Here is a 24,598-nt window from a genome sequence, read left to right as displayed (position 1 = left end):
GGGCGATCCGCACGGCGGCACCACGTTGCTACCGGGCTGCCGGTACCCGATCGGGTGATCGATGCACGCGGTGAGCGTGGCAGCCGAGCCTCGACATGCCGAACCCGCCGACGGACTCGACCTCTTCGAGTGCTCTCCGACGGCGGCTCGACGCGGCTACGCCTCGATGACGGGCGTTTCTTCCGGAGTCGGTTCGCCCTCGGCCTCCGCCTCCTGAGCGGTCTCGCTGCCCGTCCGGGCGGTCGCGGAACCGTCCCTGGTCCGCCGAGCCGGGATCACGCTGGGTGACGCGGTAGCGGCCGGAGCTCCATCCTGCTCGGCGGGCGGCGCGGTATTGGCTGCCGGTGCCGCGGTGATGCCGCCGGGCGGCGCGGTTTCCGGCTGCGCGGCGGCCGGCTGCGCGGCGGCCGGTTGCGCATTCGGATCGCCCTGCGGCGGCGCGGCCGCGGGCTGGCCTTGATTGCCGGGCGGCGGCGCCTGCCCGGGCTGACCCGGGGCCCCGTGATTCTGGTTCTCCTCGGCCTTCTTCGCCTTGTCCTCTTCGGCGTTCTGCAACATCTCAGGTATCTGGGAGATCAGCGGCATCGCGGCCATCGGCAGCATCGCGAGCATCGGCAGCAGCGAGGAAAGGCCACCGTCACCGCCGCCACCGCCGCCGCTGGTGCCACCGGCCGTGCCGCCCCCGGCGTTCTGGCCGCCGCCGTTCGAGTTGCCGTTCCCTTTGCCGTTGGCCATATCCTCGTTGAGGTCGGCGATCGCGGTGACTTTGTCGTACACCGCCTCCACGGCGGCGGCGACCGCCTCGAGCAACGGAAGCTCCTGCGCGGGCTTCAGTTTGCCGGTGCCCGCGGCCTTCAGCTTGGTGTTGAGCTCGGCCACGATGGTTTTGATGGACCGCAGCGCCGACACTTGTTCGGCGGCCACCGTGACAGAGGTCTTGACCACCTTGTCGTCCATCTGCAGCAACTGCAGTTGCCTGGCCTCGACCTTGTCGATCGTCTTGCGGTATTCGTCGTCCGCCTCGCCCTTGCCGAGCGCTTTGTAGAATTCGGGCTCGAGCAGGTCGGAGACTTTCGGCGGGGGAGTGGTCATGCCGCGGCCGAGTAGGTCTACGGCGGTCTGAATGGCCGTGTCCGCCATCGCGATATAGGCGCGCAGCCCCTCCGAGGCTCCGGGCGGGCAATGCAGGTCGACCGGCCAGAAATGCTTGACCTCGGAGGCCACACTGGCCAGAGGGCTGGACGCCAGCGCCGATGCTTTTTTGGCTTTGGTCTCCGCTGCCGTTGGGGCCATACCGTCGCCACCGCCTTCCAGAAGTCACACCCATTGTCTCGGCTTCCCGATTATGGGAAGTGGCGCATAGTTCGATTACCCACCCACGGATGGGAATACGACCGATTCGGTTCGGGCGACACAATAGCTGGAGAGTGTGAGAGGCGGTCGGTGATGAGCGATGGCGAGTCGGTCGAATGGCACCGGCACTGACGAACGACCTGGACGGAGTACTCCGATCGCTGCTCGCGCTGTACGGCGACGGCCAGCCCGCCGGCCAGGCGGCGACCACCACCCAGGCTCTCGCCGCCGATCTGCGTCCCCAGTCCGGGGCGGTGGCGCTACAACGGTACGGCGAGGCGCACGGCATGCAGATGTCGATCGCGGAATCCCATGCGGGCAAGGACAGCATCGTCGGCAAAGCCGTGGGCGAGTCCGGTGATGGAACGGTCAACGGCCGCGGTCGTCTGAACAACCACATCGCGGATTTCCAGAGCCGGATACAGGCGATCGCTTCGGTGGCCGACACCCGCTTCAGCGGGCCCGCGCTGCTGGATGCCGCACAGACCACCATCTCGAATGCCACCAAACAGGTCGACGCCGATGTCGCCGCCGCACGGCAGCAGGCCGCGCAGATCATGCCGCCCGCGACGCCGGCGACCCGGCAGGCCAGGCACGGTACGGCGCCACGCAGGCGGCGACGGACGCGCTCCAGGTCCAGCTCCTCGTCCCGGCTGCGCCGCAAGAGCGCCGTGCGCTCGGACGGGACCAGGGGCGGCAACGCGGTGCTGGCCGCGAGCAACTGGCTCGGCACCCCCTACGTGTGGGGCGGTGGCGGCGCGGGCGGTCCGAGCGGCGGCGGATTCGACTGCTCGGGTCTCACGCAGTACGCCATCGCCCAGGCGAGCAACGGCGAAGTGGTGCTGCCCCGGACCACATACGAGCAGATCTACAGCGGGGTCCGGGTGCACCCCGACGACGTACGTCCCGGCGACCTGGTGTTTCCAGGCTCCTCCTTCAGCACCAGAGGGCCGGAGCACGTGCAGCTGGCCGCGGGCAACGGCATGGTCATCGAGGCGCCCTACACTGGTTCGACGGTGAAGTGGTCGCGCATGGACAGCAACTCCGTCGTCGTGCGGGTGCTGTGACGCGGTGACCAGGGGGAGGATCGCGTGGCCATAAACATCCCCAGCGAGGTCGCGCTGTTTCTCAACATCTGCGGCATCCCCTACCCGGATATCAACGAGGACGATGTCCGCGCCCTCGCCGGGCATGTGCGCACCTTCGCCGCCCAAGTGCGGGACACGCACGACTCGGCGACCGGCGTGATCGATCAGATGGGCGCCTTCTACTCGGGTGAGTCCTATCAGCAACTGGTCGCCACCTGGGCGGGCATGAGCGCCAGCCACATGCAGCAACTCGACAGCGCGTGCAAGATCGTGGGGCAAGCGCTCGACGCCGCGGCGACGGTGATCACTGTGGTGAAGGTCGCCGTGCTGGCCGAACTCGCCGCCTTGGCCGCGGCCTATGCCTCGATGATGATCACGCCGCCGCTGGCGCCCTCCGCGCCGCTGGTCGCCGCGGCGGCTCGCAGGCTGTGCGAGGAGATGGCGCAGTATCTGATCGGCTACATCGTCGCCGAAGTCATCGGCAAGGCGATCGAACCGCTCGAAAAGGCCATCGACGACATGGTCAAGGGGATCGTCTACGACGCGACCCGGGACGCGCTCGACATCCCGTCGTCGGGCCGGCCGGCGCCGCTGCGCATCGATCCCGACGCGGTGCAGCACTTCGCGAAGGTGCTCGACGATCACGCCGACGACATCATGCGGCACGCGGCGACATTCGCCGAGAACGTCTCGACACTCGATTTCACGACATCGACACCGTTCGACGCGGCGCCGCCCACCGCGACGGACGCGAACGCTCCGCATGGTCCCGCCGTGCGAGAGCGCGAAAATCCGTTCCAGCGCGGCGAACAGCCGGTGCCGCCCTTCGGTCCGAACGCATCGGCGGCGAACACCGGTCTCGAAGGACCCCCAAAAGACGCGCGCGTCCCGGTCGGGCTGCGCGATGCCCCGAACGCGGCCGGCGCCGCGGAACGGCCGGTGGATCGAAACGGATTCCCCGCCGGCGCAGGTACGCCGGTCCCGACCGGCGAGCGATCTCCCTCGCCGGCTGGGTCCGAACCTCGCGAGTCTGTCTGGGAGTCCGCGAAAAGGACTGCGGCAGTGGGGCCCGTACCGAACGGTGTGGACGTGAACGCGGCGGACCGACCGGCAGGAGTCGAGCGCCCATCCGCGCTGTCCGCGCACGCTGGAGCGGATGCCGGACCGGTCGCTGCCCGCGGCGCGGCGTCCGAGGTTGCGGCGCGGCAGGTCGTCGACTCCGAGGCTCACCGGTCCGGCTGGTCGTCCGAAGCGGCTGGACCCGCTGACCGTGTGCGGGCAGCGGACGTGCCCGCAGTGGCGGGCCCAGACCTGGGAGATTCGCTGGGAGTGCCGCCTCCTGCGCGGCAGAGTCCGGGCGCGGCGTCCACCCCGTGGGGCCGAGCCGTGCCGCAGCCGGGCAGGCCGGACCCCGCGCCACCGAAGTCCGAGCGTCCGGCGAAGGCCACGTCGAAAGCGCGCAGGCCCGCGGTCACTCCGTGGACCAAAACTCGTCGTACCCGGGATGTCCCGGCCGTGGTGCACGCTCCGGCGACGCGGCCGCCACTGCGGTTGGTCCGGGAGAAGGAGTCCGAAGCGAACAGCACCGGTCTCGCCGACGCGTCACCCGCGCCGGCGCGGGTGACGGCTCCGGCATCCGATCGCACGGATTCGCCGCCTTCGCACGGCTGACGGGCGATCGGAACGGACCCTGCCGCCCTCGCGCGCGGGTCACGGGCCATCGACCGAAAAAGGAACTCCGACAAGAAAACCCATTCCCAAGCGCGGGAATGGGTTGCGGAGTGGAGGTGGCCGGAGTGGTAGACGTAGAAGAACACGCTACCGCCCGGGGTGTCCTTCCCCCCACAACGGCCGGTGGCCTGCCGGTGCCACCGGCCGTTGCTTATTGGGTTCAGATCGTCAGGATGAGGGACTGACGATCTGTGTTCAGACAGTACCCTCTTCTGTCGGAACGTTCAATAGCGTGCACCTAAATAGCGGCAAGAAATTTTCGTTCGGGCTCCGGCCTGCTGCGCGGCGGCTGGTGGACCGGATCGCGGCTGGCCAGCCGCCGCCGAAGGGGCCGTCTGCAGGCGGATGATTGCCGACCCCGAGGTGAACATACCGTTAACTGACGGCACGTTCAAAATTGGCATGTCGGTCGGCCGTGATGCCCGCCCCGATTGCTTCCCATGGATGGGAAGTGACCGAGTCCTGGGTGTGACCCCCGGAATCTATCGTTCGAGCAGGCTAGATCGGCGGAAGGGAAGTCCGAGTGTCAGCGGCCGAGGACGCGTTCTACACGGGTGTTCAGAATCTTGGGTTGGTCGCGGGTGGCGTGCGCAACGACCAGCACGCGGCGGCGGCGTTTCGGGCTGCCACCGATCTCGACCCGGACATGTGCGATGCCTGGCTCGGGCGTGCCATGGCCGGGGAGGTCACCTCGGAGGTGATCTACGGCGCCTACCGCTCGGTGCACAACCTCTACCGCGACCAGCAGCGGGCGGGTCTGGTCGACCGGGCCCTGTGGTGCCAGGTCGAGATCGGCATGTACGGCCTGCGCGTCGCGATGGCCGATCGCGATCAGATCGCCATCGCACAGGCGTGCTCGTACGCCGAAGGCGGTGAGTGGCAGGAAGCCGCGGCGATACTCGACGAGGTCCCGCGCGACGACGTCTCCGATTTCGTGCGCATGTCGCTGTATTTCCGGACGAAGCAATGGCCGGAGGTGCTCGCGTTGCGCAACGCGCGGCCGGTGCTGGAGGACGGCCTGCTGGACATCGCCGCGGAGCTGATGACCGCGCAGTCGCTGGCGCACCTGGGCCGCTTCGGCGAAGCCATGCCGCGCGCGCAGCGAATCGTGGAGGACAGCTCCTCGGGCAGTCTGTCCTACATCTGGGCCGATGCGCACTTCCTGCTCGGCATGCTGATGCGGCACAACGGTGATCACGACGCCGCCGACAAGGTTCTCAAAGGGCTGCAGGGCTCGGCCCTCTGGCCGGACCGCGAGGAATGGCAGCGCGCGGTGCGCGATAAAGCGTACCGATTCGAGGTCGTCACCGCGGAACTCATCGCCTCCCGGACGAACAGGTGGGATCCCAAGACGGGCGACGATCCGCGCGAGGCGGCTGCCAGCGCGGCGCGCGCGGAGCGCGAGAGTCTCCTCGCGGAAGCCTCCGATCTGCTGCAGGCGCAGATCGGCATGGATTCGGTCAAGGAGCAGGTCGACCGGCTCAAGTCCGGCGTGCTGATGGACCAGGTGCGCGCCAAGCGCGGGCTCGCCGTGGATTCGAAGTCGCAGCACCTGATCTTCTCCGGCCCGCCCGGCACCGGTAAGACGACCATCGCCCGGGTGATCGCCAAGATCTTCGCCGGCCTGGGTGTCGTGGAGAACGCCGAGGTCATCGAGGTCTCCCGCAACGACATGGTCGGCACCCACCTGGGCCATACGGCGCCCAAGACCAACGCGCTGATCGACTCGGCGCTCGGCGGGGTGCTGTTCATCGACGAGGCGTACACGCTGATCCAGGAAGGCCTTTCCGGCGGGGACGCGTTCGGCAAGGAGGCGGTCGACACGCTGCTGGCTCGCATGGAGAACGATCGCGACAAGCTCGTCGTGATCATCGCGGGATACGAGGACCAGATCGACCGGTTCCTGGCGTCCAACGACGGCCTCGCCTCCCGTTTCACCAAGCGCATCCGTTTCGCCAGTTACGACGCCGACGAACTGGTGCAGATCGCCGAACACATCGCGCGGAAGAAGGACTCGATCCTGTCCGAGCAGGCGCGGGAGGTGTTGCGCCTGAGGTGCGAGGAGCTGGCGGGACAGACCAAGAACGGCAGGCGGCTGATCGATCTGGCCGGCAACGGCCGTTTCGTGCGCAACGTGGTCGAGGCCGCCGAAGCCGAGCGTGATTATCGCTTCACCAGGGAGAACGCCGATATCGCCGCGATGAGCGACGAGGAGCTCATGACGATCGACGCGTTCGACGTCACCGCGGCGCTGGAGGGTTTGGCGCCGAGCACGCGGGTGTGAGGCGTCCGCTGGTCCGCTATCCCCGGTGCTGGGAATAGCGGTCGTATTCATGCTGTGACCGCTGGTTACGGTTTGGTGAGGGCGGCGGAAGGAACGAGAACCGGTGGCGCGCTTCCGGGTTGTGACCAAACACCAGATTTCCGGCTGGCGTTTTCTGCTGCGACGGATCGAGCACGCGCTGGTCCGCCGAGACGCGTCGATGATCGATGACCCACAGCGCGGTCGTTCGACCGCGCTGTCCATCGGCATCGCGCTCGCCTGCGTGATCATCGCGGGCGCCGCCGTGCTGGCGTTCTTCAAACCCGCCAAGAAAGTGGGAGATTCGAAGATCGTCGCGGAGAAGGACACCGGGGCGCTGTTCGTGCGCCTGAACAACCGGCTGTTCCCCGCGCTGAACCTGACGTCGGCTCGGCTCATCGTCGGTTCCCCCGACAATCCGGTGCAGGTGTCCCGGGACGAGCTGTCGAAATATCCGCGTGGGCCGTGGGTCGGCATTCCCGGTGCGCCCGGCAGCATCGTCGACAACAACGAGAAGGATTCCTCGTGGACGGTGTGCGATACGGCGCGCACGGGTGCGGCGGCGCCGGTGAACCCGGCGACCGGTCTGCCGACCGTGAGTCGCTCCGCGGTGCGGACGACGGCGATCGGCGGCCCGCTCACCATCGACGGCGACGCCAACCGCCCGCTGGGTGACGGCGAGGCCCGCCTGCTACGCGACGACACCACGACCTGGCTGGTGTACGCGGACGCCGAGAAAGGTGTGGTGCGCGCCGCGATCGATCTCGCGAACACCGCGGTGGCCATGGCGCTCGGCATCGACTCGACCGCTCCGGTGATGGCGGCCTCCAAGGGCTTGGTCAACGCGATTCCCGAAGCGCCGCCGCTCCGGGTCCCCGACGTGCCGGGCAAGGGCGAGACCATCTCGCTCAACAACGGCTTCACCACACCGGTCGGGTCGGTGGTCACCGTGTCGACACCGGATCAGGGCGTCTCGTACTACCTCGTCTCCCAGTCCGGGCTGGTGCGGATCAGTTCGGTGCTGGCGGCGATGGTCCGCAATGCGGACGCCCAAGGCTCGGTGACCACTCGCACCGTAGGACCCAACGTGATCGCGGCGAATCTACGCCCTGGACAGTGGCCCGGCACCGCGACCTACCCGACCCGTCCCATTCGCCTGGTCGACCCGGAACGGTCCGGCGTCACCTGCTTGCACTGGTCGCGCTCCGGGAACGATCCGAACGCGACCACCGAACTGCTGGTGGGCAGGCAGTTGCCGCTCACGCAGGACGAGCAGGGCCGCGCGGTCGATCTGGTGACCTCCTCCGCTTCGCGCGGCACCACCGCGGACGCGGCGTACCTGCCGAGGGACACCGGGCGTTTCGTGCAGGTGACCGGCGCCGAACCGGGATCGCCGCTGCGCGAATCGCTCTACTGGGTCTCCGACAGCGGGGTGCGCTACGGCATCATCACCGATCCGAACGGCGGGGGCACCGATCCCACCCTGACCGCGCTCGGGATGCGTACACCGGTTCCCGCGCCGTGGAGCATCATCTCGCTGTTCGCGGTCGGGCCCGCCCTGTCCCAGAAGGAAGCTCGCATCCAACACGACGGAATCCCGAACAACAAGATCGTCGCCGGGCTCGGTGGTACGCAGTGACCACGACTCGCCGGTTCGTACGACCCGCCCGGATGGTGCGCGGCCCCAAGGCCCCCGCGGTGACCGAGCTGCGGCTGCAACCACCGACCGAGCTGCCCAAGCCGGTCCCGCCGTCGCGGATGCGGATGATCATGCCCGTGGTCATGGTCGCCGCCATGTGCGGCATGATGGTCATGATGTTCCGCGGCGGCGGAGCCATGAACCCGATGATGCTCATGTTCCCCGCCATGATGCTGGTGTCGATGTTCGGCATGATGGGCGGCGCGTTCGCGGGCAACTCCAGCGGCGGCGCGGCCGGCCTGAACGAGGAACGCAAGGATTACCTGCGCAGCATCACCGACAACCGCAAGACGGTGCACGCGGCGGAAGCCGAACTCCATGCCTTCCTGCGCTACACCCATCCCGGCCCGGACGAGATCGCCCGGCTGATCGGCGGCAAGCGGATGTGGGAGGTGCAGGTCGCGAGCCCGCAGTTCCTGCGCGTGCGGGTCGGTCGCGGGCGCATCGCCAACCAGGTGCGCGTGATCGTTCCGGAAGCCGCGCCCACCTCCGATCTGGACCCGGTCGGCGTCGTCGAGCTGACTCGCTTCGCCAAGGCCTATTCCACGGTCGGCGGAATGCCGGTCGCGATCAATCTGCTGTCGGCGCCGCAAGTCGGCATCGACGGCGATCCGGAACTCGTGGCCGGGTTGGTCCGTGCGATGATCGCCGAGGTGGCGGTGCTGCACGGACCGGACCAGGTGGCGGTCGCCGCGGTGCTGTCGGACCCGGACGCGCCGGAATGGTCCTGGCTGAAGTGGTTGCCGCACAGCCAGCATCCCAGCGACAACGACGCGATCGGCTCCAGCCGGATGGTGTACCGCACCGTCGCGGAGCTCCGCACCAAGGTGCTCGCCGGGCTCAATCGCGGTCCGTTCTCCGCCAATTCGCAGCCCACCCTGGACCGCACGCACTACTTGCTGATCGTCGACGTGGCCGGGCCCGCGAGCGACCGTGACATCTCCGGCATCGATGGTTGCACGTGGCTACGGCTGGGGGCCACGGAGCAGAATCTGCCGCGCGCGCTGCGTTTCGCCGTGTCCGAGGACGGATCGCTGAACGAGGTGACCGTGCGCGGGCTGCGTCGGGTCGGCGTGGCCGACTCGCTGTCCACGGCGGCGATGACGGCGATGGCGCGCAGCCTCTCGCCGTACCGGTTGTCCACGGTGGTCGAAGCGGTGGCCGCCGAGCAGGCCAGCGGTGGGACGTCGTGGGAGGAGATGGTCGGCATCGCCGACCCCGGCAACATCCGCGTCGAGCAGGTGTGGGTCCGGCGGCGCGACGAGGATCGGGCTCGGTTGAATATTCCGTTCGGACACGATCCGGCCGGTAGCCTCGTCTATCTCGACATCAAGGAATCGGCCGAAGAAGGCATGGGCCCGCACGGCATGTGCATCGGCGCGACCGGATCGGGTAAATCGGAATTCCTGCGCACGCTGGTGCTCTCCGCGGTGGCGACCCATTCGCCGGATGTCTTGAACCTGCTGCTCGTCGACTTCAAAGGTGGCGCGACCTTCCTCGGTTTCGAACGGCTGTCGCATGTGACGGCCATCGTGACGAACATGGAAGAGGAAGCCGACCTGGTCACCCGTATGGAAGACGTCATCAACGGTGAAATGGCGCGGCGGCAGCGAATTCTGCGCGACGCGGGCAATTTCGCCAGCGTCGCCGATTACGAGCGTGCCCGGGAGCAGGGCGCGGACCTGCGACCGCTGCCGACACTGCTGATCATCCTGGACGAGTTCGCCGAACTGCTCGAGCAGCATCCGAACTTTTCGAAGCTCTTCGTGGCCATCGGCCGGTTGGGCCGATCACTGCGCATCCACCTGCTGCTCGCGTCGCAGAAGGTACCCGCCAACCGCATGGGCGAGTTGGAAGCGCACCTCTCCTACCGAGTTGCCCTGCGAACCAACCAAACCAGTGACTCACGTGACGCGATCGGTACCGCGGACGCCTACCACCTGCCGAAAAAGCCGGGGTCTGGTTACCTGCGAGTCGGCTCCGGTGACCTCCAGCGCTTCCAAGCCGCGTATGTGGGCGAGAAATACACTCCGCCCGCGCAGGTCTCCGCGGCCTCCGCGCAGCGCGCGCGACGACCCGGTGGCGGATACCGGCCGCCGCAGCGCTTCACCACCGGCCACATCGCCGACACCCGGCCCGCTGTGGTCGAGCCGATGGTGGCGCAGGAGACGCCCGAGGCCGCCGACGGCGAGTCGATCACGGTGATGGAAGCGGTGTTGCAGCAGTTGGCTCGGCACGGCCAGCCCGCCCACAAGATGTGGCTGCCGCCGCTGGTTACGCCGCCGACCCTGGAGCGGATGATCCGCGCGGTGCCGCAGGGAGCGTTGCAGATGCCGGTCGCGCTGGTCGACAAGCCACGGCAGCAGCGTCAGGACGTCTGGTCGGTCGACATGTCGGGCGCGGGCGGGCACATGGCCATCGTCGGCGGTACGCAGTCCGGCAAATCGACTGCGCTACAGTCCTTCATCCTGTCGGCGGCGCTGACCCACACCCCCGAACAGGTGCAGTTCTACTGCCTGGACTTCTCCGGCGGCGGCTTGGCGGCGCTGACGAACCTCCCGCACGTGGGATCGGTCGCCGCGGCTCGGGACGGCGACCGCATCCGGCGCACGATCGCGTTGGTGACGAACCTGCTCGAGAGCAGGCAGTCGATGTTCACCGAGTTCGGCATCGACTCGATCCGGAAGTTCCGCACGCTGCGCGACGGCGGGGGCACGCCGCCGTGGCAGGATCGCGATCCCTACGGTGACGTCTTCCTGGTCATCGACGGATGGGACGTCGGGTTCGGTACGAACGGTCCGTACTACGACGAATACACCCCGGTGATGGAGTCGATCGCCCTCCAGGGCTTGAACTACGGCATCCACCTGGTGGTCAGCAGTTCGCGCTGGATCGCGATTCGCCCCGCGATCAAGGACCTGATGCAGACCCGCGTCGAGATGCGGCTGGGTGACCTGGCCGATACGACGTTCAATACCCACCGGAACGTTGTCGCGGCGATCCCCGCCAATCGGCCGGGTCGCTGTATCTCGACCGAGGGCCTGCACATGCTCACGGCATTGCCTCGCATCGATGGGGTGGGCGATCCGAATTCGGCCGCCGAGGGCCTCGCCGCCGCGGCCGCCGAGATCACGCAGCGCTATCCGGGCAGGCGTGCGCCGCAGGTGAAATTGCTGCCGCCACAGGTGGGCATGGACGAAGTGCGTGCCGGATGGCCGGTGCCGCAAACGCTCGCTCAGCGACTGGTCGTGCCGTTCGGCGTCCGGGAATCCGATCTCAGCCCGGCGACGATCGATTTCAGTGTGTCGACCCATTTCATCGTGCTCGGCTCGACGGGATCGGGGAAGTCCACCACCCTGGCCGCACTGCTGGAATCCATTCGACGCCAGTACGACCCGTCGCAGGCGCGCGTGTTGCTGATCGACTACCGGCGCAGGCATTTGGAGACGGTGCCGCAGGAGATGCTCATCGGCCATGTGACCAGCGAGCGGGATGTGCGGGAGGCGCTGCCGGCGCTGGTGGAGAAGATGCGCTCGCGGCGCCCACCGGAGAACGTGACGCCCAGACAGCTCGCGGAGCGCTCCTGGTGGTCCGGGCCCGAGGTCTTCGTCGTGATCGACGACTACCACATGGTGGTGCAACGTGGCGGGATGAATCCGCTGGAACCGTTGAAGGAGATCATCGTCGACGGTCGCGATACCGGCTTGCACGTCATCGCGGCGCGCAACATCGCCCAAGCGGACACGGCGTTGTACGACAACGTGATCGGCCAGATGAAAAACCTCAATTCCTCGGGTCTGATCATGGACGGCTCGAAGCTCGACGGCATCCTGATCGGCGATGTGCGCCCCACCAAGCAGCCGCCGGGCCGGGGAATCTTCGTGGAGCCCATGTCTTCTCGCCGAGATCTCGTCCAGGTGGCCTGGGTGCCCCAGCAGATGTGACTTGGGCGCCCATCCCAAGGTTGGGAATAAATTACCGTTTTCCTTAGCAGCCGCTCGATCCGAGCTGGTAGTCACGCTCGATTGGAGTCTCACCATGGCACTCCCGGATCTCGGCATCGCGCCGCCGGACGTGCGGGAGGCCGCGACCGACCCATTCCGGACGCCATTGGAAGTCGGTGAGGGCGCCGCCGTTCTGCCGGGAGGCTACGGACCGCACGGTGCTACCGCCCCGCATCGGGACGTCACCGAAACGACGGGAATCCGAGATCCGGCGGCGGCAGTCGTTCCCGGAGAAACCCAGGAGGTGCCGGTACTGGAGAAACCCCCGGTAATCGGTGTGGCCGAGGCGGTCGATGGCCTGAGTCGCGCATCGACGCTTTCGGCACACACGCTGTCAACGTCCTCGGCGAATCCGTCCGAGGCATGGTAAACGCCTACAGGATAGGAATAGATATGGCAACCGGATACACCGGCGACCCGGCCGAGATCACCGCAGCCGCGAAGAAGTTCTTCACGCACGCCGACACCTTCCGAAACCACTTGGGTATTCTCGAAGGCATCAAGATGGAGTATGCGCCCGCCGTTCAGGGCGCAACCGGAAACGCCATTCAGACGGCCATGCAGGGTGCTCTCGACAAGGGCGGCAAGCTGCACCAGACCTTCATGGAGATCGTCGACGTGCTGAATTCCGCCGGCGCGAACTTCGATAGCAAAGACCAAGAAAACGCGGCGCAGGTCAACAAATACAACATGAATTTCTGATTCGCGGTTCACGCCAGAATGCAACCGGGAAAGGTTTCGAAAAATGGCTTTGAAGAATGATTACGATGCGGTTGAGGGCCTGGTCATCCGGACCGACAAGGTGCTCAGCGACATGACCATCGACGCGGGCGAGCGGGACGCGCTCGCCAAGCTGCTCGCGGAGAACTTCCAGGGTGACGCCGGTAGTGAGAACTATGCCCTGCAGGTTCGCATCATGAAGTTGATCGAACAGTACAACTCGGCACTGACCGATCTCAAGGCGGCCACGAAGGTCGTGTCCGGCATCGACGGTGAGTTCCGTGTCGTCGATACGGGTCAGGCGATGCGGTTCTCGCAGATCGGAACCGGCGGGGCTATGTAGTAGCCGAGATCGCCATCTCCGGTCCGGGGATTGTCGATCGAGCACGGACGCGGCGCTCGGGTTGTGCCGGTGCCGCAGCCGGTCGGAAATCGAATGCAATCGCCCTCGACGAATTCGTTCGCGAACATCGTCGAGGGCGATCGCATGTCCGGGATGCCGGTTGGCGGTATGGGCGGACGACTCATGTCACGTGACGCGTCCACTCGTGTGCCAAGTGTCTTCTGCAGGCGCCGAGGGAGGTGATCGGCAGGGCGAGTACGAGTTCCGCGCCGCATCCCCATCTCTGGGAATAGCCTAACGTTCTGATTGCACCGCTCGATGTCGATGTACTACTCGCCAAGAGTGGGTACTGGTCGTTAGGAGACTTCCATGCATCTCGCTGTCGATTGGGATCATCTCCCGGTTATCGCTTCGCAACTGGGCGTCAGCGCGGAGGATCTGATGCTGATGCTGGGTGCGGCCGCTCCCGCCGCTGTCCCGGCCCCGCCGGGTCTCGATGACGTGAGCGCGCTCATCCCCGTCGCCTGCGCCAAGCAGGCGGGGTTGTTCTTCCCCACCACGGCAAACGGAATCGCCCTCGGCACCGATGGTGCGGTCGCTCTACCGGAGATAGGTGCCGCTTTCGCAGCCGGCGACGTGATCGGCCATGCCCAGGTGATCAGCAGAGTAGCCGCGTTCTAGACGCGGACAGCGCGAGCGAAAGCTGACGAGATGCTTGCTGTGGTACTCGGCGCGCTGGGGCCGGAGGGGATCATCGCCCCGGTGCTCGCCGGCGATGGGGTCGCCACGACGCGGGCGACCGCCAAGGTTTATACGGCAATGGCCGCGCGATTGAACGCCGCCGCGGCCAACACCGACAGTTCGATGCTCCAGATGAGTGCGACGTTCCAAGCGCTCACCGCCGACCAGGCGCAGGCGGCGTTCCGGAAACATGCGGCATGGTTGCGTGAGCAGGCGGCAGTGGCTGAGGCGACCGGCCAGTTGCTGGACCGAGCGGCTGATATCTCCACCGCGGCGAAGGCCGCCATGGCGGTCCTCGCCGCCAAGGCCGCCCAGGTCCGGGTCCAAGAGGGTATCGCGCTCGGCGGCGGCTTCGGGCCGTTGAGCGGGGCGGCCCTACTCGAAGCCGAAGCCGAGTTGCTCGCGCTCAGAGGGGCTGCGCTAGGTGTGATGGGAGCTTACGCCAACGCGCTGGTGCCCACACTGGCCGCATTGCCGCCACCGCTCGAGGCGCCGCCGATTGTGACCGGCGGACCAGGGCCGGGCCCGCAGACGCAAAACGTGTCCTACGACAACCCGACCGACTACAACGGTAGCGACTTCACCCAGCAGACGGATATATCGAACACGTCGACGGGCGATGGGTCGACCGGATCGGACAACACCGGGACGGGCGATCAAAAACCCGGCGGCGATACCACGCAACCCAGTGATACGACCCAGCCGACGGATCCCACTCAGCCTGCGGATCCGACCCAGCCGGCGGATACGCTGGACCCCGCCACCAATCCCGAGCAATTGTCGCCGGACCCGAACGCCAATGGCTGGTCCGGGGATTCGGGAATGAACGGCATGGGAGACGGAGCCACGGACCAGTCCTGGTTGTACGGCACGTCGCAGAGCTCGCCGACGTTGGCCGCGTTGAGTGGTGGGGCCGGGAGTCTCGTCGCGCTCAATATGGCCCGCGGCGGCCTCGGATCGATGCCGGGCGCCGCGACCGGTTTCCGGTTGCCCGCCAGCTGGAATCCAGGAGCCGGACGGGCATTCGGCGCCATGCCGCAGCAAGCGGGATCCGGGCCGATGGCCCGGAAGGGACCGCCGCGCGGTGCGGTCGCGCCCAAGGCTCGAATGCGACGACGCCGCGACGACGAGAAGAGGTCGTCGAAGGTATTCGTCCCGGGCGAACCGCAGGATGTCCCGGTACTCGAGCAACCTCCCGTCATCGGGGTAATCGAGTACGAGGACCGGGACGGCCGAGACGAGCCGATGCTCGAATCGGTGCCGGCGGTGGGCATTATCGAGCGAAACGACAACGAAGACGAAGCGGTCCTCGCCTCCGCAGAACGTCCTCGGTGAAGCGCACCGAGGTCGATATCCAGTCGAAGGAGATGATCAATGCATTCGAGGAAGGTGTGGAAGACGATCCGGTCGCAATCGACCTGAATGTCGATGCCGCCCTGCTGTTACAGCATCTGGTCGGTTTCGAGTCCTATCCGCCGGTATTGGCGCTGTTGCCGAACATCTACCGCATCGAGGATCGGGATCGGGTATATGCCGTGGTCGCCGAGCAGCTCACCGAAGTGGGCGTGCTCGAGGACGGACGCGTGCACCCGGTCGTCGAGCATTGGCTGCAGTGCCTGTACCGGCCGGACGTGGAAATGGCGGTACGGATCCTGGACACCGGCTTGGACGGCGAGCCGAAAGGAATGCTGCGGATGTCACTGGTGCGCGCGGGCGAGACCCATGTACTCGCGGTGCGCTCCGACGATCATGTCGTCATCCAGTCGGTATTCCAGCAGGACGACCAGCTCGACACCTTGCCCGCCGCCGTCCTGGCCGCGCTCGGTCCGGCGCCGGTGTTGCAGTTCGAGCCGGTCGCCGCGACGGTGGAGCAATTCGGCGAGATTCCCGACGACCAGGACGAACGGCGGCGCGCCCTGGTAGAACTCGGGGCGGAACCGCACGCCGCCGCGGTGCTGAGCCGGGTGCTGGACGAGGTGGTCCGACGAGCCGAAGTGGTGATCATCGAGCACCACGACGGCAGCTCCGCGCAATCCGTATCCAGCGTGAACGTGGTGGATACGCTGTCGGGGCGATTCATCGTGACGCCGAGCGTCGCGATGGACGGACGGAAGTGGGCGAGATATGCGCCGGGCGATGATGCGGCCTTGCGGTCGGGTATCGGGGCGCTGATCGACCTGCTGCCCGGTCGAAGTTGGTTCGACACCAGCAGAACGAGCTGAACGTCGGACCGTGTTTGTCGAGAGGACGACGGAAATGAACCGAGCACCGAGCAGAAACGGTCATGAGGCCGAGTCCGCGCGCGCTCGCGGCGGTTACGACGCGTACTTCGCACCGACGAACGAGCTGACCGACGCGGCTGTCGCACCGGGCCCCGCCGCCGAGAAGAACCAGGACGCCGACAAGTTCACCCACGTCGAACCACCGGTCGGCGCGCCGCGCGAGCCGCGGCCGTCCGCGGGAGAACCCGATTCCCGCTCCCCGCAGGCGGTGACACCTCCTGCCGCCGCGGGCCCGCCACCTCGGCAGGCGAATGCGCCGACACCACAGGCGAACACGCCACCGATGCAGACCAACGTCGCTCCGCCGCCGCCGAGCGCCCCCTCGCCGGGCTATTCGGCCGCCCCACCCGCGGCTGCGCAGCAATCAGCGCAACAGCATTCGGCACAGCAGCAGTCCGCCGAGCAGTACCGTGCCGACCATGCCGCCGCTACGCCGTCCCAGGCCATCGCGCGCACCGACCCGACATCCGCGAATCAGCAGTGGTCTTCTGGATCGGCCACGCCCTGGGTCCCCGAGCGCGTCGATCACTCCGCCTACGAGCCGACGCCGCGCATCGAGGTGCTGCCCGCCGCGCTCAGCTCGATCGAACTGCTCGCCGACATCTCCGCCGCGAAACGCGCGCAGCTGCGCTCCAGCTCCGGTATGCGCGGCGCGCTCAACAAGGTCGGCTTCAATCTCGGGCTATCGCCTGCGGAACAGCGCGCCGAGGACCGCAAAGCGCGCATCCGGCGCCAGCTCACCACGACGTATCAGATCGCGGTGATCAGCGTGAAGGGCGGCGTCGGCCGCACCACCACCGTGGCGGCGCTCGGCTCGACCTTCGCGGGCCTGCGCCCGGACCGGGTGGTCGCGATCGACGCCAATCCGGACTTCGGCGACCTCTCCACCCGCACCTGCAGGCACCCGTACGGCCTGACCCTGCGCGATCTGGCGCAGGCGCAGAATCTCGACGCGTTCTCCGCGGTGCAGTCGTTCACCTCGATCAACTCCTCCGACCTCGCCGTGATCGCGTCGCCGTGGAGCACCGAGGCCACCGAGGCGCTGTCGGGCCGCGAGTACAGCATCGCCGTGGAGGTGCTGCGCAAGCACTTCAATCTGCTGGTGGTCGACTGCGGGACCGGTGTGCTGGATTCGGCGACGGCGACGGTACTGCAGACCAGCGACGCCGTCGTGGTCGTCACCCCGGCGACCGTCGGCGGCGTGACCGGCGCGGTGGCCACCTTGAACTGGTTGAGTTCGCACGGTCTGCAACACCTGATCGCGAAGTCGATCGTCGGCATCGTCCATCACCAGCCGCTGAAGCCGACCGTCGACGTGGACGCGATCGAGAAGCTGTTCGAGACCGCGCAGCGCCCCACCTGCGTGCTGCCCTATGACGCGCATCTGGCCGAAGGCGGCGAGATCGACCTGCGGTTGTTGGAGAAGGAGACGGTGCTCGCGTTCGAAGAGCTGGCCGCTTGGCTGGCCGATGGATTCCCTGGATACCTCTCCAGCGGCGCCGACAACTCCGGTGACCGCGGAGGGTGGCGATGAGTACTGCCGTCGCGCCCGCGCCTGCCGGGACGCAGCCGTCGGCGGAGGTCGCCCGGGCTCGGATCGCCGTGATGGTCTCCACCTATCAGGTCGACGTGGTGGTGCCGACCAAGTTCACCATCGAGACGTTCATCGATGATCTGCTGGTCGTGCTGGCCTCGGCGATCGATGACGAGAGCGTCGATTTCACGCCGCCGCAAGGACAGTGGAGCCTGGCCCGTCCGGGTGAGCTGCCGATTCCGCGCTGGCGCAGCCTCGCCGACCACGACGTCACCGACGGCACGATACTGATGCTGTCGGTCGTCGAGTCGGCGGAGGTGTTCACGCCGGTGGTCGAGGACATCACCGACGCGCTCGCCTTGATCAACGAGCGCGAGTTCGCCGAGTTCGACGCGAACACCGCCGCGATCGTCGGGCTGACCGTGCTGGGCATCGGGGCCTCGGCGGTGGCCGCGATGCTGGCTTGGTCGTGGACCATGACCGGTTCGGCCCTGTGGTGCGGGCTGCCCGCCCTGCTGCTCGGCGGGCTGTGCTGGGCGGGGGCCGCACTGGCCCGCCGCCGCAACGCGCCGGCCATGGTCACCCTGGGTTTGTCGTTGTCGGCGACGCCGCTGTTGTTCGCGGGCGGCGCGATGCTGGTGCCACCGGCCTACGGTCAGCCGGGCCCGTTCGCGGCCGCCAATCTGGCGGCCGGGGCCGTGGTGGCGGCGGTGGCCGCAGCCACCATGATGCGGGTGAGCGGCGTGGGCATCGCCACGCTGATGGCGGTGACGGTGCTCGGCGCGACGCTGACCGCGGCGGCCTTGCCGCTGACCTACGCGGATCTGTCCGTCGAGCAGGTCGCGGGTGGCGCGGTGTTCGTCGGAATCGTGCTGCTGACCATGGCGCCACGGTTGGCCGTGGTGATCGCGCGCATCCGGCCGCCCGATCTGCCGGACCCCGGCAACGAGGTCTCACCGACGACGCTGACCGACATCTTCGACGCGGAGACGGTGCGCGAGGGGGACGAGCACACCGCGGTCGGCGAGCAGCAGCGCCATGCCGCCGAAGCCGGTATCGAGAGCCGCGCCCGGCTGGCGGTGACCAGTCTGCGCGGCCTGATCGCGGCGATCTCCACGGTGCTCGCGGTCTCCGCGGTGGTCTCGGCCGTGACCAGCCCCGGCGGCATCCGCGAGATCGTCATGGCCGCCGCGATCGGCGGCCTGCTGGCGATGCGCGCGCGCTGGCATCCGGACCGGGTCCAGGCGATCGCGCTGATCGCCGGGTCCGCCGTGACCGTGTGCGGCGTCGGTTTCAGCTTGGTCGGCGCCTACGAGACCCCGGTCGCCCGCCTCGTGGTCGGACTCGTCGTCGCGACGGCGGCCTGCGCTGCTTGTGTCGCGGCGTTCCGGTTGCCGGGAAAGCGGCTCTCGCCGGTCACCCGCCGGGTCATCGATCTGGTGGAATACGCGCTCATCCTGGTGGTTCCGGTGATCGCCTTCTGGATCATGGGCGTCTACACCGCGATGCGAGGGATCTGATGAAGGTCGGCAGTGCCGCTGTGGCGGTCCTGGCCGGGGTGATGCTGGCAGTGACCGCCGCTCCGGCGGTCGCGCTGGAACCGCCCCAGGTCGTGGTCGGCGCGCCGCCCGCGGACGACCCGCCGGGCCCCGAGGAGCCGATGAAGCAGCAGAAAGGCTGCCTGGCCGCAGGTGTCCTGCCCGACAGCGACCTCAGCCGCACTCCGCCGCCGGAACTGGCGCTGGATCTGCGCCGCGCCAGGGCGCTGAGCCGGGGCGCCGGAGTGACCGTCGCCGTCATCGACACGGGGGTGCAGCCCCAGTCGCGCCTGCCCAACCTGGTCGGCGGCGGCGACTACCTCGCGCCAGGCGGCGACGGCCTGTCGGACTGCGATGCGCACGGCACGCTGGTCGCGGGCATCATCGGCGCCGCCTCCGATGCCACGGACGGGTTCACCGGGGTGGCGCCGGACGCGCGGATCATCTCCATCCGCACGCGTTCCGGCGCGTTCAGTCCCGAACGGCCGAGTTCCGATCCCAGCCAGCGGATCGCCGTCGAGATCAGGACGCTGGCCCGGGCGATCACGCGCGCCGCGAATCAGGGCGCCGGAGTGATCACCGTGTCGCTGCCGACCTGTATGCCGGTGGACGCACAGGTCGACCAGTCCATGCTGTCGGCGGCCATCGGCCATGCCGTCCACGTGCGCGGTGCGCTCATCGTGGCCGGGGCGGGGAACGCGGGGGGAGCCGCCAACTGCGCGCAGAATCCGGACATCGATCCGGCGCGCCCGAGCGACCCGCGCAACTGGCGCGACGTGAAGACCATCTCCACGCCGGGTTGGTTCGGCCCCGACGTGCTCACCGTGGGATTCACCACCGCGACCGGCGCTCCCATGCCGGATTCGCTCACCGGCCCCTGGGTTTCGGTGGCCGCACCGGGGACCGGCATCGAATCGCTCGGCCCCGGCGGCGGTGGCCTGATCAACGGCGTCGGCGAACCGGACAAACTGGTGCCCGTCGGCGGCGCGTCCTTCGCCGCGGCATACGTCAGCGGGGTAGCCGCCTTGTTGCGTTCGCGGTTCCCCAACGAGACCCCGCGCGAGATCGCTTCCCGCCTGCAGGCCAGCGCACACGCGCCGGCCCGCGGCATCGACAACATCGTGGGCGCGGGCGTGATCGACCCGCTCGCCGCCCTCAGCTACCGCACACCGCCGCAGCAACCCGCGGGCCTGTTCCGGTCCTCGGAACTGCCGATGCCCGCTCCGCCACGCGCGAAGGATCTGCGGCCCGCGATCACCGCGACCGTCGTCATCCTCGCGGCCGTGCTGCTCGGCCTCGCCGGAAGCCATCTCAACTCCGGGACGCGGAGGCGCCGGTGAGCTTTCCGAGCGTACGGGTCGCCGGCGTCGAGCGTGGTCCGTTCGCCGCCTTCGTCGTCGTCGGCAGCCCGCTGCTGGCGGGCCTGTCGGCAAAGACCCCGTGGTGGGTGAGCGCGGTGGTGGTCACGGTCCTGGTCGTGACGGTGACCGTTCGGGTGAACGAACGAACCGGCATGCGCTGGCTGCTCGACTGGGTGGCCTACCGCACCGGCCGCACCGCGCGGGCGCGCGAACGCACGCAGCCGGCGCGGATCCGGGACGTGCAGGTCGCCGCGGGAGTCTGTGGCGTCAACGAGGCCGGCGACACGCTGATCGCGATGATCCAGCTCGCGCCCAACCTGGACCTGCCCACCGTCATCGCCGAGCGGACCCTCTACACCGAGGACACCATCCCGGTGGACACGCTGCTTCCGATGCTGGACCAATTCGGCATCTCGGTCGACATCGACATCGTCACCACCGGTCAACGGGTCCGCTCCAGCGGCAGCTACAGCATGCTGTACGACCAGCTGATCGGTACCCACCCGGTGGTCGGTGACCGGCTGACCTGGTTGGTGGTGCGGCTCGACCAAGAACGCAATCTGGCGGCGCTCAGCAAACGCGGGCCGTGCGCGGTGGTCGCGCCCAAAGCGCTGGCCAGCGCCACGCATCGCATCGCTGGGCGGCTACGCGAGCGGGGGATCGCCGCGCACGCGCTGCCCGCCGCCGCCCTGCAGGACGCGACGCGCCTGCTGCACGCGGGCGTCGAGCTCTCCGACCTCCGGGAAACCTGGAGCAATCTGGAGTCGTCGGTGCCGGGACGGTGCGTGACCAGCTTCCTGATCGACTGGACCCGCCTGAGCGGGGTGAGCCTGGACGACTGCTGGACGTGGAACCGCGGCCGCACCACCCTCGTGGTGAGCCTGACCGACGACATGGCGGGTCCGCGTGCCATCGTCCGGTTCATCGGCCCCGCGGTCACCACCGACCCGCCGGACTATCTGCGACTCCTGGGTGGCGACCAGTCCACCGCCTTGCTGGCGTCGTTGCCCACCGGCGCGTCCGTCCGCGCCCTGCGCGGCTTCGAGTCCGGCGCCGACATCGCACCCGACGAACTCGTCACCGACCTGGCCATCGCGATCGGCCCGAATGGGCAGATCCTCGGTGCGATCAGTGGTCAGCCGCGCCACACCCTGGCGCTGCCGCTGTTCGACCCGGCCCGGTACAACCCGCGCAGGCGCACCATCGATGTGCACGCCATGCTGCCGGTAGCCCAGCAGATCATTCTGCGGGCGATGGTGGTCGGCGCGGACGTGGAGATCCACTCGGCGCGGCCGGACAGCTGGCGCCAGCTGGTGACCGCGGTCGGCGACCCGCGCTCGATGCGCTTGGCCGACCCGGGCGACGGGCACACCGGCGGCCACGACGCGGAGGCGGAGCCCCCGGCCACCATCGCGGTCTTCGACCACCTGCCGCCACGTGCGTCCAGGGCGCACACGACGGTCACCATCAGCGAGCCCGGCGGTCCGCGCAGGCGTGCGGTCGATCTCGCGATCAACCAGGTCAGCGCAACCGCGGTGGACGTGAGCATCCCGATGCGCACGGTGCGGGTTGACCTCATCGAGCCGAGAGGCGAAACACGATATTTCGATACTGTCGACGGTCCGCCCGCGCATCCCGCGCAGGCATCCGGACCCGTGGTTGCACCTCCGCAACCCGGTGGCCGTCGCGTGAGCTGATGGGAGCGGTCGGTTAATGTCTATCACCGTGGTAGCGGACACCCATTCCGATGGCGGCGATCTCCCTCATCCGGACGCCGGGGACGCGCTAACTCCCAGACAGGCCGCGGCGGCGATTTTCTCCAGCCGGTTGTCGGAGCTGATCGCGGAATCCGTCGTCTCGACCGAGGACGGATCGACGCGGTCGCTGACGCTCTACTCGCTGGCGCAGCACCTGGAATTGGCCTACCCGGACGTGCCGGTGTCGCAGTCGGGTTTGTACCGGCTGATCCACGGTGACGCGATCCCGCGCTTGGACCTGGTGATCGCGCTGGCGCGGGTGTTCGACGTGCCGCCGGAGTACTTCGTGACCGAGGAGAAGAAGCGCTGATCCGCCCGGTCGGCTGTTCTCTCCAGCGGGAATAGCGACGACTCGGCGGGTGACTCGGTCCGGATACGATCCGGGTCATGCCCGCCGAGGACCCGGGAGATGTCTTTCTCCGTCATCGAGGTGCGGTCCTCGACGCATTGCTCGCCGATCCTTCACTCGGGTCTTCCGCGACGCCGTCCACAGTCGCCGCGGATTTCGGCGGCGGCGCCGAACCGGTCGACAGCGCGGCGATCAGCGTCCCGTCGGTCGGTTTGCCGGATTTCGACTCGCAGCCGCGAGAGGCCGCGCCGCGGCGCCGCACCGGTGACGGCCCGAAGGCCAGCGAACGAATCCTGGCGCTGCTGAACGGGCAGGCGCAGGATTCCACCCCGGCGATGGATTTCGCGAACGACTACTCATCGGTCGCCGCGAGATCGAACGCGGAGGCCACGCCGGAACCGGAGCCGGAGCGTCCGTCGACGCCATCGGCCACCCGGCTCGCCCCCGCGCAGCAGATGGCGAAGGACGCGCTCGTCCAGCTGCGCAAACCCAGGGTCGCGCTGATCGTCGCCGCGGTGCTCGCCGTGCTGCTGGTGCTGCTGCTGATCACTACGGGCGGCCAGGAGAACACCTCGGCCAGCCAGGTGCTGGTCGTCACGCCGCCGCCGAGTTCCGCCGCGCCGTCGACTTCGCCCGCGCCACCGGCGAGTTCGATGATCCAGGTGAAGTCCGCGGACTCGAAGTGCCCGCCGGGCAGCACCTCGGCGATGGACGCCTTCGGCGGGCAGACCGGCAAGGCGTGGTCGTGTGTGCGGGCCTATAAGGTCGACGGTCAGGTCATCACCATCGATCTGGGCAAGACCTATCAGATCGATTCGATCGGCATCGTGCCCGGCTGGGATCACATCAGCGCGGACGGCACGGATCAGTGGGCTAAATACCGCACGGTCAGCCGGGTTTCGTACATGTTCGACGACAGCACCAAGACCGTCTACACGCAGCCGACCCTCGACCAGCGGACCCTGGTGGTGACCAAGATCGAGCCCGCGGTGAGCGCCTCGAAGATCGTGCTGACCGTGCTGGAGTCGAAGGGCGATTCGACGATCAACACCACCGCGATCTCCTCGATCGTCATCACGGGGCGCTGAGGTGTCCACACTGCCCGAACTGGTCTGCCAGTACTGCTCGCACCGCAACACCGGCGCCGATGCGCGCTGCGCGCACTGCGGAGCGCCGCTGCACACGGCCGTGGACAAGGTGAAGTCCGTCGCGGAGAAGCTGCCCGCCCAGGTCGCCGAAGTCGCCGAGAAAGCGGGCGGCGAGGCGAAGAGATTCGTGGACAAGGCATATCCGCGCTGGCAGTGGCAGGCCGTCGGGGTGCTCGCGTTGCTGATGGTCCTCGCCGCGGTCTGGGGCGTGCGTTCCTGTTCGCTGTCCCTGCCGTCGACGGTGCAGGGAACGGCGCCGGTGCGAGCCATGCCGGATCTGCTGCGCACCTCGGCGATCTGTCAACCGCTCGACTCGGGCGGGCAGCGGGAGAAGTGCGTCATCGCCGCCACCGACCCGATGTTGTTCGGCAATATCGCCGGCGGCCGCGACCTGACCTTCTACGTCGAGGTGCTAGCGCAGGATCGCTTGGCCGACAGCATCTCTCGATGGCGCGGCGCGGGTGGAGCGGCCCTCGTCGACGGTCCCGTCTACGCGGCGATCGGCCCCTCGGCAACCGTCTGGTACGCGGACACTCGGACGGGTCTGCGGTTGGAGACGGGCACCTTCGCCGGTCGAGCCGGTGCCCAGACCTTCTTGTCGCGAGCAGGACTGGTCCGCTGACGTCACCGCGGTCGTTCCACTGAGCC

18 protein-coding genes are annotated in these 24,598 nt (G+C 68.2%); 17 read left to right on the top strand and 1 reads right to left on the bottom strand.

Going from position 1 to position 24,598, the window contains the following annotated elements; genetic code table 11:
• Positions 1-156: 156 nt before the first annotated feature.
• Positions 157-1,224 carry a hypothetical protein gene (locus QMG86_RS24380; protein WP_281875000.1) on the bottom strand — a complete coding sequence of 356 codons (1,068 nt, stop codon included), beginning with the start codon at positions 1,222-1,224 and terminating at the stop codon, positions 157-159.
• A 245-nt stretch (positions 1,225-1,469) separates the two neighbouring features.
• Between QMG86_RS24380 and QMG86_RS24375 the strand changes: the two genes are divergently transcribed.
• The 17 genes from QMG86_RS24375 to QMG86_RS24295 all read left to right on the top strand — a co-directional run bounded on the left by QMG86_RS24375 (position 1,470) and on the right by QMG86_RS24295 (position 24,572).
• Positions 1,470-2,420 carry a C40 family peptidase gene (locus QMG86_RS24375; protein ID WP_281874999.1) on the top strand — a complete coding sequence of 317 codons (951 nt, stop codon included), beginning with the start codon at positions 1,470-1,472 and terminating at the stop codon, positions 2,418-2,420.
• A 24-nt stretch (positions 2,421-2,444) separates the two neighbouring features.
• Entirely contained in the window at positions 2,445-4,112 is a 1,668-nt protein-coding gene (locus QMG86_RS24370) for a WXG100-like domain-containing protein (protein ID WP_281874997.1), read from the top strand.
• A 583-nt stretch (positions 4,113-4,695) separates the two neighbouring features.
• The gene (gene eccA, locus QMG86_RS24365; protein WP_281874996.1) at positions 4,696-6,456 is read left to right on the top strand and encodes a type VII secretion AAA-ATPase EccA; all 1,761 of its coding nucleotides are present in this window, start codon (positions 4,696-4,698) and stop codon (positions 6,454-6,456) included.
• Positions 6,457-6,559: 103 nt separating this feature from the next.
• Entirely contained in the window at positions 6,560-8,113 is a 1,554-nt protein-coding gene (gene eccB / locus QMG86_RS24360) for a type VII secretion protein EccB (RefSeq protein WP_281874995.1), read from the top strand.
• Positions 8,110-12,117 (top strand): type VII secretion protein EccCa, encoded by a 4,008-nt coding sequence (gene eccCa, locus QMG86_RS24355; protein ID WP_281874994.1) that lies wholly within the window; start codon positions 8,110-8,112, stop codon positions 12,115-12,117. The genes eccB and eccCa overlap by 4 nt, the downstream gene beginning before the upstream one ends.
• Positions 12,118-12,570: 453 nt before the next feature.
• Positions 12,571-12,879 (top strand): WXG100 family type VII secretion target, encoded by a 309-nt coding sequence (locus QMG86_RS24350; protein WP_281874993.1) that lies wholly within the window; start codon positions 12,571-12,573, stop codon positions 12,877-12,879.
• A gap of 43 nt (positions 12,880-12,922) precedes the next feature.
• Positions 12,923-13,240 carry a hypothetical protein gene (locus QMG86_RS24345; RefSeq protein WP_281874992.1) on the top strand — a complete coding sequence of 106 codons (318 nt, stop codon included), beginning with the start codon at positions 12,923-12,925 and terminating at the stop codon, positions 13,238-13,240.
• A 369-nt stretch (positions 13,241-13,609) separates the two neighbouring features.
• Positions 13,610-13,921 carry a hypothetical protein gene (locus QMG86_RS24340; protein WP_281874991.1) on the top strand — a complete coding sequence of 104 codons (312 nt, stop codon included), beginning with the start codon at positions 13,610-13,612 and terminating at the stop codon, positions 13,919-13,921.
• Between the two features lie 30 nt (positions 13,922-13,951).
• The gene (locus QMG86_RS24335; protein ID WP_281874990.1) at positions 13,952-15,316 is read left to right on the top strand and encodes a PPE domain-containing protein; all 1,365 of its coding nucleotides are present in this window, start codon (positions 13,952-13,954) and stop codon (positions 15,314-15,316) included.
• On the top strand, positions 15,313-16,203 hold the full coding sequence (locus QMG86_RS24330; RefSeq protein ID WP_281874988.1) for an ESX secretion-associated protein EspG: 891 nt from the start codon (positions 15,313-15,315) through the stop codon (positions 16,201-16,203). Before QMG86_RS24335 ends, QMG86_RS24330 begins: the two co-directional genes overlap by 4 nt.
• A 34-nt stretch (positions 16,204-16,237) precedes the next feature.
• On the top strand, positions 16,238-17,797 hold the full coding sequence (locus tag QMG86_RS24325) for a MinD/ParA family ATP-binding protein (RefSeq protein ID WP_281874987.1): 1,560 nt from the start codon (positions 16,238-16,240) through the stop codon (positions 17,795-17,797).
• Complete coding sequence (gene eccD / locus QMG86_RS24320; RefSeq protein WP_281874986.1) at positions 17,794-19,317, top strand: type VII secretion integral membrane protein EccD; 1,524 nt, start codon at positions 17,794-17,796, stop codon at positions 19,315-19,317. The genes QMG86_RS24325 and eccD overlap by 4 nt, the downstream gene beginning before the upstream one ends.
• The gene (gene mycP, locus QMG86_RS24315) at positions 19,317-20,675 is read left to right on the top strand and encodes a type VII secretion-associated serine protease mycosin (RefSeq protein WP_281874985.1); all 1,359 of its coding nucleotides are present in this window, start codon (positions 19,317-19,319) and stop codon (positions 20,673-20,675) included. Before eccD ends, mycP begins: the two co-directional genes overlap by 1 nt.
• Positions 20,672-22,393 carry a type VII secretion protein EccE gene (eccE, locus tag QMG86_RS24310; protein WP_281874984.1) on the top strand — a complete coding sequence of 574 codons (1,722 nt, stop codon included), beginning with the start codon at positions 20,672-20,674 and terminating at the stop codon, positions 22,391-22,393. The genes mycP and eccE overlap by 4 nt, the downstream gene beginning before the upstream one ends.
• 16 nt (positions 22,394-22,409) lie before the next feature.
• Positions 22,410-22,763 (top strand): helix-turn-helix domain-containing protein, encoded by a 354-nt coding sequence (locus tag QMG86_RS24305; RefSeq protein ID WP_063024976.1) that lies wholly within the window; start codon positions 22,410-22,412, stop codon positions 22,761-22,763.
• A 77-nt stretch (positions 22,764-22,840) separates the two neighbouring features.
• A complete protein-coding gene (locus QMG86_RS24300; protein WP_281874983.1) occupies positions 22,841-23,890 on the top strand; it encodes a hypothetical protein in 1,050 nt (349 codons plus the stop codon).
• Between the two features lies 1 nt (position 23,891).
• A complete protein-coding gene (locus QMG86_RS24295; protein ID WP_281874981.1) occupies positions 23,892-24,572 on the top strand; it encodes a hypothetical protein in 681 nt (226 codons plus the stop codon).
• Positions 24,573-24,598 lie beyond the last annotated feature (26 nt).

Source organism: Nocardia sputorum (genome assembly GCF_027924405.1).
In the GTDB taxonomy this organism is placed as follows: Bacteria; Actinomycetota; Actinomycetes; order Mycobacteriales; family Mycobacteriaceae; genus Nocardia; species Nocardia sputorum.
Note: the sequence above shows the minus strand (reverse complement) of the source record. Positions and strands in the feature narration are given on the sequence as shown.